This is a genomic window from Marinobacter fonticola (genome assembly GCF_008122265.1).
Taxonomy (GTDB): Bacteria; Pseudomonadota; Gammaproteobacteria; order Pseudomonadales; family Oleiphilaceae; genus Marinobacter_A; species Marinobacter_A fonticola.
Map to the genome: position 1 here is coordinate 462278 of NZ_CP043042.1, position 20034 is coordinate 482311.

14 protein-coding genes and 1 pseudogene are annotated in these 20034 nt (G+C 57.9%); 5 read left to right on the forward strand and 10 right to left on the reverse strand.

Features of this window, described 5'->3' with window-relative positions; genetic code table 11:
* Positions 1-203: 203 nt before the first annotated feature.
* A complete protein-coding gene (locus FXO11_RS02070) occupies positions 204-1106 on the forward strand; it encodes a bile acid:sodium symporter family protein (RefSeq protein WP_148861347.1) in 903 nt (300 codons plus the stop codon).
* A gap of 38 nt (positions 1107-1144) precedes the next feature.
* On the opposite strand, the gene FXO11_RS02075 is transcribed toward FXO11_RS02070, so the two are convergent.
* Entirely contained in the window at positions 1145-1381 is a 237-nt protein-coding gene (locus FXO11_RS02075; protein WP_148861348.1) for a DUF1127 domain-containing protein, read from the reverse strand.
* A 221-nt stretch (positions 1382-1602) separates the two neighbouring features.
* Here FXO11_RS02075 and FXO11_RS02080 point away from each other — a divergent pair, with 221 nt between their 5' ends.
* From FXO11_RS02080 to FXO11_RS02090, 3 genes and pseudogenes are all read left to right on the forward strand, one after another.
* The gene (locus tag FXO11_RS02080; RefSeq protein ID WP_168203113.1) at positions 1603-2550 is read left to right on the forward strand and encodes a LysR family transcriptional regulator; all 948 of its coding nucleotides are present in this window, start codon (positions 1603-1605) and stop codon (positions 2548-2550) included.
* Positions 2551-2604: 54 nt separating this feature from the next.
* Positions 2605-2709, forward strand: a pseudogene (locus FXO11_RS02085) (short-chain dehydrogenase); the annotation flags it as partial.
* Between the two features lie 423 nt (positions 2710-3132).
* Entirely contained in the window at positions 3133-3558 is a 426-nt protein-coding gene (locus FXO11_RS02090; protein ID WP_148861350.1) for an oxidoreductase, read from the forward strand.
* A 5-nt stretch (positions 3559-3563) separates the two neighbouring features.
* Here the strand turns inward: FXO11_RS02090 and FXO11_RS02095 are convergent, their stop codons facing one another.
* The 9 genes from FXO11_RS02095 to FXO11_RS02135 form a co-directional block, all read right to left on the reverse strand.
* On the reverse strand, positions 3564-4106 hold the full coding sequence (locus tag FXO11_RS02095; RefSeq protein WP_148861351.1) for a response regulator: 543 nt from the start codon (positions 4104-4106) through the stop codon (positions 3564-3566).
* 4 nt (positions 4107-4110) lie between these two features.
* Complete coding sequence (locus FXO11_RS02100) at positions 4111-5445, reverse strand: HD domain-containing phosphohydrolase (protein WP_148861352.1); 1335 nt, start codon at positions 5443-5445, stop codon at positions 4111-4113.
* A 62-nt stretch (positions 5446-5507) separates the two neighbouring features.
* Positions 5508-8711 (reverse strand): EAL domain-containing protein, encoded by a 3204-nt coding sequence (locus tag FXO11_RS02105; RefSeq protein WP_202980271.1) that lies wholly within the window; start codon positions 8709-8711, stop codon positions 5508-5510.
* Entirely contained in the window at positions 8701-9150 is a 450-nt protein-coding gene (locus FXO11_RS02110) for a response regulator (protein ID WP_148861353.1), read from the reverse strand. The genes FXO11_RS02105 and FXO11_RS02110 overlap by 11 nt, the downstream gene beginning before the upstream one ends.
* 9 nt (positions 9151-9159) lie before the next feature.
* Positions 9160-12432 carry a PAS domain-containing protein gene (locus FXO11_RS02115; RefSeq protein WP_148861354.1) on the reverse strand — a complete coding sequence of 1091 codons (3273 nt, stop codon included), beginning with the start codon at positions 12430-12432 and terminating at the stop codon, positions 9160-9162.
* Complete coding sequence (locus FXO11_RS02120; RefSeq protein ID WP_148861355.1) at positions 12425-14671, reverse strand: ATPase, T2SS/T4P/T4SS family; 2247 nt, start codon at positions 14669-14671, stop codon at positions 12425-12427. Before FXO11_RS02120 ends, FXO11_RS02115 begins: the two co-directional genes overlap by 8 nt.
* 8 nt (positions 14672-14679) lie before the next feature.
* On the reverse strand, positions 14680-15819 hold the full coding sequence (locus FXO11_RS02125) for a sensor histidine kinase (RefSeq protein WP_148861356.1): 1140 nt from the start codon (positions 15817-15819) through the stop codon (positions 14680-14682).
* A complete protein-coding gene (locus FXO11_RS02130; RefSeq protein WP_148861357.1) occupies positions 15812-16483 on the reverse strand; it encodes a GTP-binding protein in 672 nt (223 codons plus the stop codon). Before FXO11_RS02130 ends, FXO11_RS02125 begins: the two co-directional genes overlap by 8 nt.
* A gap of 54 nt (positions 16484-16537) precedes the next feature.
* Entirely contained in the window at positions 16538-17383 is an 846-nt protein-coding gene (locus FXO11_RS02135) for a sensor histidine kinase (RefSeq protein ID WP_202980272.1), read from the reverse strand.
* A 509-nt stretch (positions 17384-17892) separates the two neighbouring features.
* Between FXO11_RS02135 and FXO11_RS02140 the strand changes: the two genes are divergently transcribed.
* A complete protein-coding gene (locus FXO11_RS02140) occupies positions 17893-19902 on the forward strand; it encodes a PhoX family protein (protein WP_148861359.1) in 2010 nt (669 codons plus the stop codon).
* Positions 19903-20034 lie beyond the last annotated feature (132 nt).

Sequence of the window (20034 nt, forward strand, 5' to 3'; positions counted from 1 at the left end):
CGCATCCCGGGCATCGCCGATAGACTCAATCAGAGGTTCCGTGGGCAAAACGTCAACGGTTTTACAGTTGTCAGCGTCTCCCGGTGCTACTCTTGCCCAAAGCCAAGTCGCTCCCAACAATAATAATGCACGCCACCGGTAAGGCCTGACCGTCCCGAGACAGCCGCTGGGCCTGGCTGCATCAGGCCTGAAGGCAACGAACCATGACCAGCAGTATTTTTTCACAGATCATTCTTCCCCTTTGTCTGTTCATCATTATGTTCGGCATGGGGCTTTCCCTACAGATTGCCGATTTCACAAGGGTCGGGCGTTATCCCAAAGCCGTGTTGATCGGCACCTTTGGCCAGATGGTGTTGTTGCCGCTAGCGGGATTTGCCGTCGCGGCATGGCTCATGCCCTCGGCTGCGTTGGCGATAGGTCTGGTCCTGCTGGCGGCCTGTCCCGGCGGCACGACGTCCAATCTGGTGACGTATCTGGCGCGTGGCGATCTGGCCCTGTCCATCACGCTGACCGCCATCAGCAGTTTGCTGACCATATTCACCATTCCGCTGATTGTCAGCCTGGCCTTCCTGGCGTTTGCCGATGCCAGCACCGAGGTTCAGGTACCCGTGGGGACGATGATGGCGGCGCTGTTTGCCATCACGCTCTTGCCGGTCATGCTTGGCATGGTGCTCCGCGCCAAGGCTGGACGATTGGCCGCTTGGCTGGAGCCTAAGATCAACCTGTTCGGCGCGTTGTTTCTCGTGTTCCTGATCATCGTCATCACCGCCAAGCAGGGCGACCGCATCGTCACTCAGGTTGCCAGTAGCGGCGTGGCGACGCTGGTGCTGAATGTGTTCATGATGTCGATGGGTTTCCTGGCGGCGCGGGGCTTCCGCCTGAATGCCGACCAATCCACGTCCATTACCATCGAGATCGGCGTTCAGAATTCGACCCTGGCGATCATGGTGGCGACGTCTTTTCTGGCTAATCCCGAAATTGCGGTGCCGGCGGCGGTCTACTCGATCACGATGTACCTGACCGGCGCCGTGGTGATTGGGCTGCGTCATCGCCAACGCCGCCAGGCCTCCAAGCTGGCGGCGCCCCTGGCTGAAAGCGAAGTCTGAGGACGTCCGGCCTTCACCGAACCTGAAGTTGCCGGACGTCACTCCTTCCAGAACGGCTTATTCATTTCCCGCTGCAAGTTACCCGGTTCCAGCCCGATATCGTGCTCCATACGAGCCAGCCAGCGAGGGCTGGCCTGGCCAAAGTCATTCCTCAGGGCGCGGCGATTGCGGTAGCGGGCCCGCCAGATGCGCAGGATATTCAGGGTGCCCCCGACAGCAAAACGGGGTTTGCGGTTGTTGCGAAGTTTGTGACTTTTGAACGTCATGCTACTCATGGCTTCTTGCCTCCCGGCCGTCTGTTGCCGGCCATCGCTGGATCATGAGACCCATACTAGGGAGGCTCTGGAAGCTTCGGAATCCAGTTATTTTTCACGCTACGTTCAGGGATTATGAACGTTCACGCGGCGCGCCAGGGTGTCGAATACCGGGGTGGCGTAGTATTCTGCCGAAACAGGTGCGGGGCGGTTTTCGCCGCGTATACGACAGGGGATGCGTCATGAATATCCAGTTCGAAAAGCTGCGTTCCTTCGTGCTGATCGCCGAGGAGAAAAACCTGACCCGCGCCGCCGAGCGGCGCTTCTCCACGCCTGCCGCCGTCAGTGCACAGCTCAAGCAGCTTGAGGACGTACTCGACCTGCAGCTTTTCGAACGCACCAGCAAGGGCATGCTGCTGACCGACGCCGGTTGCAGGCTGCTGCCCCTGGCCAACCGTATCCTCGGCAACCTCGCCGAATTCGAGACCACCGCCAGGGCCATTGCCGGCCGCGCCCGCACACAACTCCTGTTTGGCCTCAACGCCCTGCCGGAGCTGCTGCGCTTCGAATCGGTGCTGGAGGCATCCGCACGGGAACTGCCCGATGTGTCCCTGGTCATCCGTTCCAGCAGCTCCGCGGAGAACCAGAAGGCGGTGCTGGCCGGTGAACTCGACGCGGGCTTCGTCTTCGGCGGACACGACGATCCCGCCCTGCGTCGCATCGAGCTGGGTCACATCAGCATCCTGACCATCGGCCCCGCGAGCCGCGACCTGGGGGCGCTGTCCGGGCACACCCGCGAGCTGGCCCTGTTGCCCTGGATTTCGCCCTCTGCCGAGTGTCCCTATATCGAACTAATGCGCCAGCGGCTGGGGGTGCATTACGCCGGCGCCAATATTGTTGCGACGTCCGATGACGAGTATTCCACCATCGCCATGGTCAAGGCCGGCCTGGGGCTGGGACTGGTGGAATCCAACCTCGCCTCCATGGCGGCCTGCCGGGGCGAGGTGCGGCTTTACGAGAACACGGCGGTACGTATGCCGCTCTATATCGTGACGCGCAAGGACCGATTGAACCAGTTGCCGGAGCTGGAAGTGTTCCTGCAACTGGTGCAGGACCAGTGGAGTTGCGGCCAGGAGGCGGAGACGTTTTCCGCCGATGCGGGCGCCACACCGGTGGCCAGCGCATCCTGAACCGCGGCGAGCTGCTCTGAACGACGAGCATGTTCCGGAAAGAGGCGTGTCTGAATGCAACGGGTTTTGATTACCGGCGCCAATCGTGGCATCGGTCTGGAATTGGCGAAGCTGTATGCCGGCCGCGGCTGGGGTGTGATCGGCGTGTGCCGGCAGTCCGTGCTAAACCGTTACATTTCGCATACAGAATAGTTCCTTTTACCACATATAATTTGAGGCAGGAGTAGAGGAAAACAGAGCGCTTGCAGCAAGGGATATTAGCTCCGCATGGATGTTATTTTTGTCTTTGTCCATGAATTTAGGCTCCGATGACATATTCAGAGAATAGCTGTCCCATTTCCCAGTTCGCGGTTGCCCCTGACCTCGGCTACAACGCAGCCCTGCCGTATAGGCGCTTCCCCAAGCTTGTTCGCAATCAACTTTTTCGCATCGCTAATAGGCGTCAGACCGGATGTGTTGCCAACGTTCCAGGCGGCTCGCGCGTTATGGGTATGGCGTTGCGTCGCATTTGGGAGGCCTGGGAAGTTCTCTTCCGTGGTATAGCCGCGTTTAGCGTCAGGATTAAGTGTGCGGGGAAGTTTTATGGCTGATAAGGATCTTGAACAGGATCTCTACGATGGGTTGCAGGCGCTTACCGACAGCGCCTTTCCCAAGCGTTGCGCCAACTGCGGGCGGGAGTACGAGTCGCCAGAGTCATTTATCCAGCAATCCCAGCCGTTGGGCCGGGGATCCGGCTTGAAAACCGGTTATGACGATGACGATCTCCCCATTGTCGAGTTGTTCCGCAATTGCCTCTGCGGCTCGACCCTTATGGACACCTTTGCGAATCGCCGGGATGAGTCGACTCGAGGGCTGGAACGCCGGCGTGTCTTCGGCAATATGTTGGATTTTCTCGAGAAAAAGGGGATGGGGCGAGAAGATGCACGCCGGGAGCTAATTCGTCTAATGCGCGGTGAGGAAAGCCCGCAGCTCGAAGCAATGGGCCTCCGTCTCAGGTCTCGAAGTTAAGTGCACTAGCGGTCCGGGTCGTCGAATTCGCCGCTAAGGTCTATCAGGCCATCCTCGTTTCGTTCAACCCGGGTAATACCGGGCATCTCCGTTTCGAGCCGATTCAGTTCATCTTGCTGACGCTTCAGTCTATCGCGCTGTCTTCGTACGACGTCTGCCAATCTGGCGTTTTCTTTTATGAGTTCATTAAATTTCAAGGCGTTACGGATGGTGATCAACAGTTCTTCGTCCTCCCAGGGCTTGAGAATGAAGCGGTAGACCTCCGACTCGTTAACCGCCTTGAGCACGCCGTTCATGTCGGCTTGGCCGCTTAGAACGATGCGCAAGCTGTCGGGATGGGAAACTTTGAACTGGCTGAGGAACTCGACGCCATTCATTTGCGGCATGCGGTAATCGGATATAACCAGGTCCACCTCTTCATCTGCAAGCGAGACCAGCGCCTGTTTGGGATCGTCGTAGGATAGGATTCGCCACTTTTCTTTCCTGAATAGACGGCCTAGCGATTTCAGGATCAAGGAGTCGTCGTCGACCAGGACAATCGTTGGCATAGTATCAGTGTTCCTCATGGTCTGTTTGGGTGACATAAACCGACAGTTTTTTGCCTTCCACGCGTTCCATTCTTGTTAGCTTTTCAATGACGGCCTCTGTGAGCTGATTCCCTTCCGCCATGAGCAGTATCCCATTCTGACTGACCAGATCCCGTGTCAGCGTCATGCCGGGAACGAGGTCGACGATAGCCTGTTTTACTTCGTAGGAACTGACGCGATCGATCGTCAGGGAGTGAGTTAGCGGGCGCAGCAATTCAATCATCTCCGGATCGTATTCCCGGCCCGCTCGCTCGTTAATGTAGTTGAAGGCTTCGTCGGGCGACAGCGGGTCGTAACTCAGCATGCCGCTCTGAAGACCGACAAAGTCGCGGGCCACGCGTATGAGGCGTGCGCCTGGCTCGATAGCGGCCCCTTTCAGGCCGTCGGGGTAGCCGCTACCGTCGTAGGATTCGGCGTGTTGGCGTATCAGTGTCCCGGCGTAGGCAAGGGCGGATATTGAGGTGAGAAACACCTCGCCCAGTTCCGGGTATTTGCGGTATGTGTCCCAGTCGCGGTAGGTCAGATTGACTTCCGAGCGCAGTAGCAAGTCGTCGGGTAGGTTGAGCTTGCCGAGTTCATGCAGCAGGGCAGCATAGTAGATGTAGCTGACTTGAGAGTTCTCCAGGTCCAACTTCAGGGCCATGTTTTTCGCGAGATCCGCCACTTGGCGAGATTGCCCCTTGATCAGTTGGGGGCGGCTGCTGATAACGCTGGAAAAGACCCTGACGAAACTGTCGTAACTTTGCTTTAGTTGCTGGAAGGCCTTCCTTAGTTTGGCGGACTGTTTTCGGACCTCGCCGGTGCGTGCCTCCACCCGCGATTCCAGTTCTTCATTGAGTTGCTGGAGGCTTCGATTTTGTTCGCGGGTCTTATCAATAAGCCGCTTCTTTTCCCGTTCCAGGCGGCGGATGCGAAGACCTTCATCAATGGCGTCGAGTAGAGCGGCATCATCCCAAGGCTTGCTGATGTAGCGATTGATGCCGCCGAGATTCAGGGCATCGACCGTGGATTGCATGTCGGCGTATCCCGTCATCAGAAAACGTACGCTAAACGGCCAGCGCCGTTTGACCTCCGAGAGAAAGGCTGCGCCATCCATTTCCGGCATCCGCATATCGGAAACGATCAGATCGATGGGATTTTCCTCCAGAATCGTCAGCCCTTCGCGGGCGCTCTGGGCGAAGAAGCAGCTATAGTCGTGCTTGCGCATCATGCGCCGCAACGAACTCAGGATGGAGGCTTCGTCGTCGACGAACAGGATTCGAAAGACGGGGGGTGGCGTTGGCGCGGTATTCTCAACCATACTCAATCCTTAGCGGCCTACCTTTATCAGTGAGACATTCGCAATCGTTGTGACGCTCATTTCTAATCGAGCGCCTCACTTTGCTGTTCGGCTGAGTGATGAAGGAAAGCTTGCCGAATGTTGCTACGAATCTGCTCGTCGTCCCAGGGCTTGGTCAGGAACTTGTAAATGGCGCCCTCGTTGATCGCGTCGGTGATCGATTTGAGATCGGTGTAGCCGGAAAGAACGATGCGGATCGTGTCGGGGTAGATATCTTTGACCTGGCTGAGAAACTCGGTTCCCGATATTTCGGGCATCCGCTGGTCCGAAATGATGACCTGAACGTCGTTCTCGGCCAGTAAGCTAAAAGCTTCCCGGGCGTCGGTTGTGGACAGGATCCGATAGCCGTCGCGACGTAACAAGCGCGTCAATGACCGAAGGATGTTCTGCTCATCGTCCAGTAACAGCAGGGTCCGCTGCGGCGCTGTATCCTGAATCGAGCCCGTACTGATCGGGCCCGAGCCGATCAGTGACTGTAACTCTTGGAACGGCATGGGACGCGCCAGGTGGAAGCCTTGCAGCAGGTCGCACTCGTTGCGGCGAAGGAAGGCCGCATGGGCCTCGGTTTCCACCCCTTCGGCGACAACCACTAGACCCAAGTGATGGGCCATGGAGATGACGCCCAGCGTAATGGCCGCGTCTTGACTGTTGCTGATCACGTCCTTGATAAACGCTTGATCGATCTTGAGCTTGGAGGCTGGCAACAGCTTGATGTAGCTGAGGCTGGAAAAGCCGGTGCCGAAGTCGTCGATGGCCACTTTTACGCCCATCGAAACCAGTTCGTTGAGTGTGGCGATGACGCGCTGCTCGTCGCCAATGAGGACGGATTCAACCACCTCTATTTCAAGACGGTTTGCGGGTAAGCCTGTTTTTTCCAGTGTGTCCCGGACTATGGCGACAAAATTGCTCTGTTGAAGCTGGAGGGGCGAGACGTTAACCGAGATCGTATGGTCGGTATGGCCGGCGTCAACCAATTTCTTGTTGTCGCTGCAGGCCTGCTCCAGCACCTGCTTCCCGATGCGTATGATCTGCCCGGTCTCTTCGGCCAGGGGGATGAACGAACTGGGGGTGGTAAGGCCTCTTTCCGGGTGTTGCCAGCGGACGAATGCTTCCGAACTGGTGAACTTTCCGGTGCGGCTGTCGACCTGGGGCTGGTAGAACAGCATCAACTGGCCATGTTCGATGGCCCATTCCAGTTCATTACGCAGCGTGACACGTTCGTTCGCATCCCGGTTCAGTTCGGAGGTGTACCAATGGTAGGTGTTCTTGCCCATCCGCTTGGCTTGAATCATTGCCATATCGGCTTGTTGCACGAGTTCCATCGGCTCTTCCAGGAGCTGCTGGCAGGCCGTGATCCCGATACTTGCCGTTAGGTGCTGGCTCGTTCCGTCGATCGTATACGGCTGGGCCAAAGCACTCAGCACCTTTTCCACGACCTGGACCGCGTCTCCGGGCGAGGCCAGGTTCGGTAATAGAACCACAAACTCATCGCCGCCGATGCGCGCAATCGTATCGCCGGCGCGTATGACGCTTTGGAGACGCGTTGCCGCCTCGATCAGTATTTTGTCGCCAAATAGATGGCCGCGCGAATCGGTGATGAGTTTAAACCCATCCAGGTTGACAACGACGACCGCCAGTGACTGAGCATGGCGTTCAGCGAACAGCAAACCCTGTTTGAGACGATCGGCCAGGAGCGAACGATTCGGCAGGCCGGTCAGCACATCGTGACTGGCGTTGTAGGCGATGGCGGATTCTGCGTCCATGCGCGCGGAGATGTCGCTGATTATGCCGATAAAATGACGGATGTTGCCGTTGTCGTCGGGCACCGGCGCAATGTAGAGGTCGTTCCAGAACGGCGTGCCGTCTTTGCGATAGTTGCGCAAGACGACGCTGACTTCACTGCAATTGTCGAGTCCTTTGCGAATCTCCGCCTTTTTATCCGATTCCGAATCGGGACCTTGGAGCAGCCTGCAATCCCGGCCTACCACTTCGTCGCGGGTATAGCCGGTAATCTGCTCGAAGGAGGGGTTTGCGTAGATGACCGGGTTGTCTTTGCCGGCGGCCTCGACGATGATGACACCGTTGGAGGAGGACTCGATGGTTCGGGTTAGCAGGCGCATCTGTTCCTGGTCTTTTACGCGATCCGTCACATCGCGCAGTGTCATCAGGTTGGCCGATTTTCCTTTCCACCGAGTGGGGGCTGTCTGTATTTCCGCCCACTTTGCCTTGCCCTCGCCATCTTCCACCTCGCAGATAACCGGCGAATTATCGTCGGCGTCGGCTTGCGGCGCGGGCACCCGAATGTGGCCGATGTCAGTGGTTCTGAAAAACGCGTTGGCCGCCAGATTCGAGAACAGCACCGTCTGATGGGCGTCGACCACGACGACAGCATCCCGGAGATCTGTTAAGAGATTCAAGTAGGCTTTTTCGCTATCCAGAGCCTTACGCGACGCTTCGATTCGGTCGGAGACATCTATCAGCATCAACAGCGATGCTGATCCATGGCCAAGGACAACCGAGTGTTCGGTCACTTCCACATAGATCTGCTCGCCGTTACGTTTGCGGTGTATCTCCAGCCGGGCGCCGTCTTTTGCCTGAAACCCTGAGAGCACCGGGTCCGTTTGCAGTGGCGTTTGATCGGCTGAGCTGAGGCTGGCGAATGCCTGGTTTTGCAGGCCCTCTAAGGTACACCCATAGAGTTCGGCGGTGGCGCTATTGAGGGCGATGAGAGTACCCGATGCCGAATCGACCAGACAGAGGGGTTCGGGGTTTGAATCGAACAGGATACGATACCGCGCCTCGCTCTCTGCCAGCATTGCATTGTGCTGCGCCCGTTCAATAGCGTAGCGAATACTCCGCGCCATACTTAGACTGTCGACGATCCCTTTGACCAGATAGTCCGCCGCACCCAGCTCCAGGGCATGCATGTCGTGGTCGTCGTCACCCTGACCGGTAAGCAGGATGGCCGGCGTCAGGTTGCCCTGACGTTGAGCTTCCTGGATCAATTCAATGCCTGAGTCAGGACCTAGTCGAAGGTCGACGAGCGCGATGTCGTAGTCGCCGGACACCAGTGCTGCCAAGCCGTCGGCAAAACGCCGTTTCCAGTCCAGGGACCACTCCAGGTCGAGGCCGAGACCCTCTGAAAGGAGATCCCGGGTAATGATTACATCGTCTTCGTCGTCCTCCACCAGGAGAATGCGCAGTGTCGCTGTTAGATCATGCATCATCGCTGACTCCCGGCCACTCGGTAGCGCTGGGTAAGTAGTTGAACAGAGAGCGGACCAGACAGACGAGACCGCTATAGCTCGAGGGCTTGACGAAACAGTGGCTCACGCTGGGATGCTGCTGCAGAAAAGGCGGGAGGTTACTCGCGGTACTGAGAATGACCACGGGTATTTGTTGCAGGTGCGGGTGTTGTCCCAGCTCCTCCAAGACTTCTTCACCGTTCTTCCGCGGCATATTCAGGTCCAGCAGGATGAGGCTGGGGTATGATGCACGCTGCGGGGCGGCGCAGTATTGGGTTAGGTATGTCATCACCTCTTCACCATCATGAGCGAACACGAGATTGCAGGGAATGCCGCTATCGCCAAACGCTTCTTCAAGCAGAAGGCGGTCATCGGGATCGTCTTCTGCGACCAGTATGGTCGTCCTTGTTATGTCACTCATACTGTTGACTTACCTATCCGAGTACTTGGGAAAGGTGATCTTGAACAACGCCCCTTCCCCCGGAGCGGACTGTACCGATATGCGGGCACCGTGGCGCTCCACGACCTTCTTGACAATCGCCAGGCCGATGCCGGTCCCAGCGTATTCGTCTCGGCTGTGCAGTCGCTGAAACGGTTCGAAAATTCGCTCGGCGTAGTCCGTACTGAAGCCGATACCGTTGTCCTGGATACAGAGTGTCCATTCCTGACCGAGTGTCCCTTCCTGAACAGTATCGCCTTCAGCGTAGATGACGACACGGGGCGGGGTGTCTTTTTTATGAAATTTGACACCATTACTAATAAGGTTCTGCAACACCTGCCGGAGCTGGCTTTCGTCACCGACGATGGGCGGGAGTTCGTCGATCTCGACCGTCGCGTCCTCGGCCTGCAGCGCTGCTTCCAGATCCCCCAGGACCGAATCGATGAGCGCGTTCGTATTGCACAGGTCGAACCGCTTGGCCCGGGTCGTGATCCTTGAATAGGAGAGTAGATCGTTTATTAACGACTGCATGCGCGCCGCCGCCGATTGCATGCGCCGCAGATAGTCTTTTTCGGTATCCGGCAGTTGATCGCTACGCGAGACGAGCCGGTCGGCAAAGGCCTGGATCTTGCGCAAGGGTTCCTGGAGATCGTGGGAGGCCACGAAGGCGAAACTCTCCAGCTCCTGATTGCTTCTCTCAAGTTCGGCCAGCGTCTCCTGGAGCTTCGCTTCGGCTTCTTTACGCTCGCGAATGCTCCTGAAATAGACGGCCAGTCCCTCGTCGGAGGGATAGGCGCTGACCTCTATCCAGTTATCGAGTGGCTCGTAATAGGATTCGAAGGTCACCGATGTGCCGGTTTCTACCGCATGCCGGTACTGGTTTTCGAAGTCGGTTCCCCGAATCTCTGGAAAAGCTTCCCAAATTGACTGCCCCATTAACGCCTTTTCGGGCTTCTGCAGAAGCTCCTCCGAGCGTGTATTCACCCCGGTAAAGCGCCAGTCGTGATCGAGTGTAAAGAAAGCATCCGTAATGCTTTCGAAAACGGTCGCCAGACGCGTGCCCAGGCGCTGCACTTCCTCGTGCGAGCGTTTAAGCTGCGTGATGTCGCGGGCGGCGCAATAGATCAGCTCGTCATCGCTGACGATGGCATTGAGCTGCAGCCAGCGCTCGTTGGCGTGATGGTCGCGAACGCGAACTTCGAGGTTGTTGATGCTGCGGCCCCGGGTCAGCAAGTCGACCGCGCGCGCAACGCGCTCGCGATCTCCCTCGGCAACCAGCCTCATGTAGGGCGTACCGACAAGCTCCGACTGCGGGTAACCCAATACTTGGGAGAATGCAGGGTTGGTCTCGAAGAACAAGCCGTTGAGATCGACGATGCAGAACATTTCCGGCGTCAGCGAGAAGAATTCCTGTTTTTCCTTTGCCAGCACCTCAGCGGTGATCGTTGCGGAGATATCTCGCCCGACACAGAAAAAAGCACTGTCTTCCGCCGACCATTCGGCTGACCAGTCCATCGCCACCTCGTGGCCCTCGCTATGCAGGCAGCGATTGCGAAAGTCTTGAATTTGTCCCTCTTCGATGGCGGAGCCGATGTTCTCCAAGGTAGAGGAGAGATCCCTAGGGGTAACGATTCTGGACAGGGGCTGTCCTATCAGGGTATCCGGCGGGTATCCCAGAACGGATTGCGTCGCCGGGTTGATCTGTAGGAAACATCCGTCCGCAGATATGGAGCAGAGGATGTCCGGCGAGAAGTGCATGATCCGTTCATTCGTATGCCGCAAACCCTGTTCCCGAACGAGCAGGTCCGATAGCTGCTGATTGAGCTTGCCGTAGGCCTCGCTTTGTTCCCGGGAGTGATGCCCGCGGGCAATGATCAGTAGGAAAAGAAAGGTCATCAGGCCGCCGGTGAAGAAGATGCTGGCAGGCAAATAGAATTCGCCGACGGGGAAGCCGGGCATCTTCGTATAGGTGAGTACCGTCCAGGTTTCGTCGCGGCTAGGCGACGCAGTTTCGAGCGAAACCGTTCTGGATGGGCTGACGGGAATGCTGGCTTGGGTATCGTAGATGATCCGCTCACCGATGCTGATCATCAGTTCGAATGGCGTCTCCCGGTTGTCCAGGATTTCGATGACCAGTTGCCGAAGGTTGACGACGGCGGCAATGGCATAGTCGGAGTCGTTGGAAAAGCTAATGGGCGATACCAGAACGGAATAGGGCGCGCCTTCCGGAGAGAACTGTATGGGGCTCAGTTGGGCGCCTGAATATCGATGAACATGACTGAGCCAGCCACGACCCGCATCGGAGCTCAGAAAACGCTCCAGCCAGAGAAAACTCTCAGGTTTGTCGCGCACGACGTAGTCCGTCGCGCGCGACCCGTCCACTATGACCATCAAGTGAAGTTCCGGGAAATCACGCAGATAGTTCTTGGCTTCCACATACCATAAGGCCCGTTCGGGAATCTGGCCGACGATCTGCCAGCGTGTGGCCATACGATTGAGCAGGGATAATTCGGCCTGGTGCTTGTTCAGCAGCGCGCCTCGCACATGCTGTACCAGTTGTTCGCTGCGCTGGATCATATCCTGAACCTGATAGGTTCGAACGCCGTACCAGCAGAGCGTTGCAATCAATGCGCAGACAGCGCCGGCAAGCCAGGCATGTCGTGGAATAGCCAGGTCGGGGCGCTCGGCCATCGGTTTCATTCCACTCAGGGCAATCCCGGCGAGAATGGCAATGGGGCTAAACAGGAGATTTGCTTCGGGGCGAACGCCGTAGGCATAGGGCGTGAGGGTTGGCGCCCAGACCGAGGCCAATGAGACGCCCCCGATCGTCATGAGAACCACGCTGGCCGCTCTTGAAAGGCTCCGGGGTGGGTTTTGGAACAGGGTGAAGAGGAATCCGCTGCCCAGGGCTAAGAGTGTTAATGCGGTGGAGATTTGCTGTTGCTTGAAATCGGCGATATTCAGGTGCAGGGCCGCCGGAGGTTGCGCCGGACCCGGCCACAGGACAATAACACCCGCCAGCGACAGGGTAACGGTCGCAGTCATCGCCAATGCCTTGCGCTGACCGGTAAGGTAGAAAAGAAAGAGCAGTCCCACCGTGACCACCAAAACGATGGACGAGGGGAGAAGTGCCCAGACATGCTGTCTTGAATCGGTATTGACGAGCTGATCGCAGAGCGCCACCAAGGCCAGGGAAAGCAGCAACGACGTCAGGGTGATAATCAGGCAGGTGCGTGGCCGCATCGCCTCGATGCGTCTAGGCATAGCTGTCCTGCGGTCCCAGTATTCTCAGGACCTCTTCCAGCGACGTCAGTCCAGCTTCCGCCTTTTCCGCCGCGTCGTCGATCAAGAGTTTCATGCCTTTTTGCCGTGCTATGCCTTCGATCGTGTGAGCACTGGCCCTCTCGGTGATGGCTTGACGCAGCTCTTCATTGATCGTCAGCACTTCATGAATGGCAATGCGTCCTTTGTAACCCTTGTGGCACTGGTTGCAGCCCTTGGCCGCGAAATACTCGGCGCCGGGATTGGCGAACTGGGGGCCAAGCTGAGCCACCAGCTCCGGGTCCGGCGTGTCGTGTTGCTTGCATTTGGAGCACAGTCGCCGGACCAGCCTCTGCGCAATGATGGCTTCAAGGGCGGACGCCAGGACGTAGGGTTTCAGGTCCAGGTCCAGCAAACGGGCTATCGTGGCCGCGGCGGAGCTGGTATGCAGGGTGGAATAGACGAGGTGGCCGGTCATTGCCGCATGGAAGGCGACATCGGCGGTTTCCTCGTCGCGGATCTCGCCCAATAGGATGACGTCCGGATCCTGCCGGAGAATGGCTCGAAGAATGCTGGCGAAATCCAGTCCGATGCGATCGCGGACGGGCACTTGGCCGGCCATGTCCACCTGGTATTCGACGGGGTCTTCGATGGTGACGTAATTGCGCTCCGACGAGGCGTTGTGCTGCAGCAACGCGTAGAGCGTGGTCGTCTTACCGCTCCCGGTCGGGCCTGTCGCCAGTATGATGCCCTGGGGTTTGGTGACCACCCGTTTAAGGTTCTGGGAATTGTGCGTCGACAGTCCGAGATCGTCCAGCGACTGTACGGACGACTGTCGCTCCAGGACCCGCATAACGACCTTTTCGCCGTTAATCGTGGGGAGTGTGGAGATGCGGAGATCCACAATCCGTAGCGGGGTCTTGACCGTAATCCGGCCATCCTGCGGCCGCCGACGTTCGGTGATGTCCATTTCCGCCATCACCTTGATGCGGGACACGACGGACATCAGCAGATCGGTTGGGATCTGTATCTTGTCCTGGAGGACACCGTCGATCCGATAGCGGACGACCAGGCTCTTTGTCCGTGGATGAATGTGAATGTCGCTGGCGCCAAGGCGAAGGGCTTCGAGGATGATGGCGTTGACCAGCCGAATGGCCGGCGGCTCTTCGGAACTCCCGAGCAATTGCTCCAAACTTTCCGAGCTTTCGTCTTCGTCGAGAACGATCTCGATCCCTTCGTAGGGGTCCTCCGTGCCGATGCGTGTCGCCAGGTCGTCGAGTTGTTCTTCCTGTTTCCCGAAGACATCCTGCAGTTTTTGCTGCATCTGGCCCAGGCTGCATACGAGCGGGTGTATGGTAAAGCCGGACATGAAGGCCAGTTCGTCGATCAGGGTGATCTCCATCGGATCAACCATGGCCAGGTGCAGCCGTTTGCCAACGACGTTGAGGGGGAGCAGCAGCTGACGTGTACAGATCTTCTGCGGTATCAGACTCAGCAAATTGTGATCGACCTGGGCTTCGCGGAGGTCGACTTCATCGAACATCATCTCCGTTTTGAGCAGCTCATAGATCTTATCGGCTTCAATCCAGTCGTGTTCTATGATGAGCTGGAGCACCGGCGACTTTCGCGTCTGCATTTCCCGGTGCAACTGCTGGATCTGCTGCGGGTTCAGCCAGCCCTTTTTGTGTAACAGAATCGCAAGCTGACTGCGGTTGGTGACGCCCATCTTGGCGATGGTATCCAGGTCTTTGCTTTGTTTCTTGTTCTGCTTCTCGAGAGAACGATTTTGCTGGATGAGTTCGTACTGCTCTAGCGCGAGCGCCATGGTGAGCCGCAGGTCGTCGTCATTCCAGGGCTTGAGGAGGAATCGATAGACCGCGCCTTCCCGGATCGAACCCATGACGGCGTCCGTGTTGGCATGTCCGGTCAGCATAAGGCGGATGGTCGTCGGCCAACGTTCGCGGACCTGTTGCAGCAGTTCGCTACCATTCATTCCGGGCATCATGAAGTCCGTCATAATCAGCTCGACGGGTTCTTTCTCCATGATGGACAACGCTTCTTCGCCGGACGAGGCGAATAGCATGGCGTAGTTTTCCCGGGCGAAAACGCGCCTTAAAGCAGACAGGATGTTGGGTTCGTCGTCGACGATCAGGATGCGGTAGGGGCTGCGAGAGGGCTTTCCCGTGTTGTCGGCGGGAGGCGCTTCGTCTTCCAGGAACAGTGAACCGTATCGTGTTGCCATGTATCGCCTCAGTTGCCGGGAAGCTCGATGGTGACCCGCGTTCCCTGATTGGTCTCGCTATCGAGGGTGATCTTGCCTTGATGGGCGAGGACGGCTTCCCGGGCGACCGTCAATCCGAGACCCGTACCGGATCCGACTTGACGGGTGGTGAAAAAGGGATCGAAAACGTGTCCGAGGTCCTGTTCACCGATGCCGCAGCCAGAGTCGGCAATATCGATAATAATACGGCCTTGCGATGAGCACCGGGTCTCGACGGACATCTTGCCGCCTTGCTCCAGCGCCCGCGCCGCATTGTCGAGTACGTTGAATAGGGCTTGCGATAGTTTGGCTGCGTGTCCCTTGATAGCGGGAAGATCCGCCAGGCTTGAAGTCACCTCGATAGCCTGGCCATGACTGGTTTGTACGAGGTGGAGCGCTGTCGACAGCAGCTTATTGATGTCGCATTCGACATAGTCGCCCTGGTCGATGCTGGAAAACGATTTCAGGTCGGCGACAATGGTGGCAATGCGCTCGCTCCCTGACATGGATTCTTCGAGCAGCGCCCGGAAATCGGCAATCGTTTCGTCGTGGTCGCCGCTGGAAGGTAGGGCGCCTTCCAGTTCGTCGACGTATTCCCCGGCGACCTTTAGGTTGCTCTTAATGAAGCCGATGGGATTATTGATTTCATGGGCGACCCCCGCCGCAAGCTGGCCGACCGCACGCAAGCGCGCGCTCTCGTAAAGCTCCTGCTGGGTCTGACGGATAACCTCGACTTGGCTGTCGACACGTTCCTGCAACGACTCGGCCAACTCCCGATAGCGGGCTTCGGATTCGCGGAGCGCCGCATTCTGCTGTTCGAGAGCCTGAAAGCTGGCTTCTGTCGTGCTCCGGTGGAGATTGGCCGCCAGCCGGTATTTGTAGACGAAATGCAGGATGAATTCGACCAGTCCGGCGGCTGAGTGTCGCGCGGCATCCGGCGCCGATCCGGTGATCCAGCCAACGGTATCGAGATTGAGTTCGATAGGCGTCCTGGGGCCGTCTGTGTTTTCAGACGGGGCGGCCAGAGCGATATCGTGACCGCCGAGCTTGGTCAGGAGCGCCGACAGGCGACCGATGTCCCGCTCATCGAGCAGCTCGTCGAGTCGGGGATCGTGCTCGAAATCATCCACGCGACTGGCCCTCCGATGCATTGCTCAGTCTGGCGACGAATTCGCTCTCGTCAACGCCGAAACGGGTAGAAAGCCCGTGCTCGGCATCGATGACTTGGAACAGGCGCCGCAGTAACAGCCTGAAGGTTTCGATTACGCCCTCGCCGTTTAGGGCGCTGGCCATCATTGCTGGACTCCAGGGTGTATTTTTCCATCGCTCGTTCAGTGTTGCTTCATCGAGGACGTCTGGCAGATCCCTCTTGTTGAACTGAAGTGCAATGGGGAGGGATTCGATATCGATACCCACTTTTTGCAGGTTTTGGTCCAGATTGTCGAAAGAGACCGCGTTATTATGCTGCTGGGCACGTTGCGAATCGGCGACAAAAACAACACCGTCGGCCCGTGACAGGACGGCCTTGCGGGTACTGTCGTGCTGGACCTGCCCCGGCACGGTGTAAAGCTTCAGGCGTAGGTCCAGGCCTGATTGGCTACGCATACCGATGGGCAGCATGTCGAAGAATAGCGTGCGGTCGTCCTTTGTCTCCAGGACCATAAGTTCCCCCATGCGCTCGGGGGCCAGCTGACTGTGGAGCTGCATCAGATTGGTCGTCTTGCCGCTCAATGCCGGCCCGTAAAAAACGATTTTGAGGACCAGTTTTTGTTCGTCTTCGTCGAAATCAGCCATAAGTCAGACATTCTGGAATCGTGTTACTCGATAAACGAGGTAGCGCGGCATCGTCTATGCCGTGGGTGCGACCCCCGCCTGCTGGATGGGCAGCCACACCCTGAAGCGCGTTCCACGTCCGATGACGGAATCGACTTCAATTCGGCCGGAGTGCTTGTCCACGATGCTCTTCGATAGTGCGAGGCCGAGGCCCGTCCCTTTGCCGACCGGTTTTGTGGTGTAGAACGGCTCGAACAGATGTGTGAGGTTGGATGGGTCGATGCCGGCGCCGTTGTCTTCGACTTCGAACCAGACTTCATCGCCGGACTGGCCTGTACGGATGTCGATCCTACCGAACTGTTCTATGGCATGGGCCGCGTTGACCAGCAGATTCATAGCCACCTGATTGACCTGAGAGACGATGCACTCGATCGAAGGGATATCCCCAAAGTCCGTGTGGACCTCTGCCTTGTACTTCAGTTCGTTGTTGACGACATTCAGCGTGGTTTCGATGCCGCGGTGGAGGTCGGCAGGCTTGAAGGCTTCTTCTTCGGCGTGCGAGAAGTCCTTTAGGGACGCGATAATCTTCTTTATGCGGTCGAGGCCTTCCAGCGACTCTTTCAGCAAATCGTCGAGGTCGCCGCGTACATAGTCGTAATCGATGTTATCGCGAATAGACTTCAGCTCGTCGACGCTGCCGGCCGACGCCACGGCATCGGTGATACGAAACAGGTCCTGAAGGTAATTGCCCAAGGTCTGGATGTTGGATTGAACATACCCGACAGGGTTATTGATTTCATGAGCAACGCCAGCCGCGATTTGACCGATGGCGGCCAGTTTTTCCGATTGCAGGAGCTGTCTGTTTGCCTGCGCAAGCGCTTCCTCAAGGCTTGTCGGCCTGTTGTTTTCCGATATCTCCATGCGCGACTGCCCCATAGCGTCAGGTATTGAAATCGAACTTTCCTTGTATGCTGAAGTTCACCATTTTTAGGTCCTTGGTGCCTGCGAGTATAGGCTTACACACTGGAAAGGTGAGTAAAATTTGGTAAGCGGGTCACACTTTAAATGGCATTTGCCTGCCTGTTGTCGGTATCACTGTAACCGGTTGTTACGAGGGGCCCGGATTCCGTTCCTCAAGACATCGGATGTCACTTTTTGTTGGGTATCGAATGGTTGGGTAACGCATGGTTGGTTACCGACTTGCTGGGCAACGGCCTATGTTGTTCACTCTCTGTTGCCGGTCAGGGGCGGCACCACGCCATAACCGAAGCGTGCTCGGCCAGACGCTGCCCATTGAAACGCAAGGGTACTAAGGGTACTAAGGGTACTGGTATCGTCTGGAGTAACTCTGTCAATGTCATTGAAAACGCTGGTCCAAACGCGGTTCCTGGAGTCGTGGGTTGGGCAGGTTTCTGAGCAAGGATATTCCCATGAGCCGGTTAAACCGAAGCACCCACCTACCGGACGAGTTTCACGATGCCATCGAGCGCATCGATGACACGCCCGATAACGTCAGTACCGAGCCTGGCCTGGAGCAGGTGGTTGGCCTGTCACGCCGACGTTTCCTGCAAGGCAGTCTGGCCACCGCCGTGAGCGCTTTCTTCCTGGGCGGTTTGCCGGCACCGACGGCTGCTGCTGCTCGGGCCCAGACGCTGTTCCCCGGTTTGGCCAGCGGCACCATCGGCTTTAAGCCATTGCCGCCGATGCTGGACCCGGATTTCGATAGCGTGCAGGTGCCGGAGGGTTACCGGGTGGAGCGCTTTTTTTCTTGGGGCGACCCGGTGGTTAAGGGCGCAACGGCCTGGAAACCGGACGCCTCTGACGATTGGAAAGCCCAGTCTCTGCAGGCCGGCCAGAATCATGACGGTATGGCTTTTTTCCCCTTCCCGGATGCGCCCAGCGAACACGGGTTGCTGGTGATGAATCACGAGTTCGCCAGCCCGACGCTGCATCCCAATGGCTTCACGTCGACGCCTACAGAGGGTGGCGCTATCGTCCGCCCCGATGGCGAAGTAAAAAAAGAGCAGGCGGCTCACGGCGTGAGCGTGATCGAGGTGCGTCGCGCCAAGGACGGTCAGTGGCAGCAGGTGAAGGACTCCCGCTACGGCCGGCGCATTACCGCGACGACGCCTATGGCGATCAGCGGGCCGTTGCAAGGCGCGGATAGCATGAAGACCGCGGGCGATCCCCAGGGCGAGACGATCCTGGGTACGATCAATAACTGTTCCATGGGCGCAACGCCTTGGGGGACCTACCTCACCTGCGAGGAAAACTGGAAGAATTACTTCGTCAATCGCGACCAGGCTGACTACGCCCACCGTAGGGAGCACAGGCGCTACGGCGTCGGCCACGGTAAGAACAGCGAAGTTTATGCCTGGGAAACCGCCGAAGCGCGCTTCGATGCCACACCCAAAGACGACCAGCCCCACCAGGGTCACGTCAACGAGCCCAACCGCTTTGGCTGGGTGGTTGAGATTGATCCTTTCGACCCGGACAGCCAACCGCGCAAGTGTACGGCGATGGGCCGGCTGGTGCGTGAATGCGCCACTGTGGCGGTCGCCGACGATGGCACGATGGCGGTCTATTCCGGCGACGACACCCAGGGCGAGTACGTCTACAAGTATGTGCCGGCAGGGCGTTATCGCGAGGGCGACAGGGTGGGCAACCACACGCTGCTCGATGAGGGGACGCTGTATGTGGCGGTCTTCCATGAAGACGGCAGGGGCGAGTGGCGCGCCCTGACGTATGGCAACTATGGTTTGACTGCGCGCAATGGGTTTTTCAGCCAGCAGGATGTACTCGTCAACACCCGCGCCGCTGCCGATGTGCTGGGTGCGACGCCGATGGACCGTCCCGAATGGGTCGCGGTGCATCCGCATTCGAAGGATGTCTACGTTACCCTGACCAAAAACAGGCACCGCGGTAATGAGCCGGATCAGCCCGTAAACGCCGCCAATCCACGCCCCGATAATCTGCATGGGCAAATTGTGCGCTGGCGGGAGAAGGGTGGCCGGCTGGATGCGACCGAGTTTACCTGGGAAGTGTTCCTGCTGGCCGGCGAGAAACCGGGCGAGGGCACACCGGATAACCTCACTGGAACCATTAACGGCGATATTTTTTCATCCCCGGACGGACTCTGGTTCGATCCCCAGGGCCGGCTCTGGATCCAGACCGACTATGGCGACAGCGAGAAGCATAACGCCAACATGGGCACCAACCAGATGCTGTGCGCCGATCCGGCCACCCGGGAAGTCAAACGCTTTTTGGTGGGGCCGCGTGGCTGCGAGGTATCCGGGGTGACAACGACGCCGGACGGGCGTGCCATGTGGGTCAACATCCAGCACCCGGGGTTGAGCTTCCCCGCGTCGGATGGAAAAACACGGCCTCGCTCGTCGACCGTTCTCATTACCAAGGAGGATGGCGGAGTGATCGGTAGTTGAGTCTTGGAGTTTTCCTGGGCGAGGCCGGCACCGCCCAATGTAGCCGAAGTCTTTAGCTTCGGGGCAGTCCTTTGGCCTGCTCTGAAGCACCGGCTACATGAGAAACGTTGAGTTGCCTGGTTCAACGAATTG

Bases quoted from the DNA above. Each gene is read 5' to 3' on its own strand.
- FXO11_RS02070 (WP_148861347.1), top strand. From the start codon at position 204: ATGACCAGCAGTATTTTTTCACAGATCATTCTTCCCCTTTGTCTGTTC.
- FXO11_RS02075 (WP_148861348.1), bottom strand. From the start codon at position 1,381: ATGAGTAGCATGACGTTCAAAAGTCACAAACTTCGCAACAACCGCAAA.
- FXO11_RS02080 (WP_168203113.1), top strand. From the start codon at position 1,603: ATGAATATCCAGTTCGAAAAGCTGCGTTCCTTCGTGCTGATCGCCGAG.
- FXO11_RS02090 (WP_148861350.1), top strand. From the start codon at position 3,133: ATGGCTGATAAGGATCTTGAACAGGATCTCTACGATGGGTTGCAGGCG.
- FXO11_RS02095 (WP_148861351.1), bottom strand. From the start codon at position 4,106: ATGCCAACGATTGTCCTGGTCGACGACGACTCCTTGATCCTGAAATCG.
- FXO11_RS02100 (WP_148861352.1), bottom strand. From the start codon at position 5,445: ATGGTTGAGAATACCGCGCCAACGCCACCCCCCGTCTTTCGAATCCTG.
- FXO11_RS02105 (WP_202980271.1), bottom strand. From the start codon at position 8,711: ATGATGCATGATCTAACAGCGACACTGCGCATTCTCCTGGTGGAGGAC.
- FXO11_RS02110 (WP_148861353.1), bottom strand. From the start codon at position 9,150: ATGAGTGACATAACAAGGACGACCATACTGGTCGCAGAAGACGATCCC.
- FXO11_RS02115 (WP_148861354.1), bottom strand. From the start codon at position 12,432: ATGCCTAGACGCATCGAGGCGATGCGGCCACGCACCTGCCTGATTATC.
- FXO11_RS02120 (WP_148861355.1), bottom strand. From the start codon at position 14,671: ATGGCAACACGATACGGTTCACTGTTCCTGGAAGACGAAGCGCCTCCC.
- FXO11_RS02130 (WP_148861357.1), bottom strand. From the start codon at position 16,483: ATGGCTGATTTCGACGAAGACGAACAAAAACTGGTCCTCAAAATCGTT.
- FXO11_RS02135 (WP_202980272.1), bottom strand. From the start codon at position 17,383: ATGGAGATATCGGAAAACAACAGGCCGACAAGCCTTGAGGAAGCGCTT.
- FXO11_RS02140 (WP_148861359.1), top strand. From the start codon at position 17,893: ATGAGCCGGTTAAACCGAAGCACCCACCTACCGGACGAGTTTCACGAT.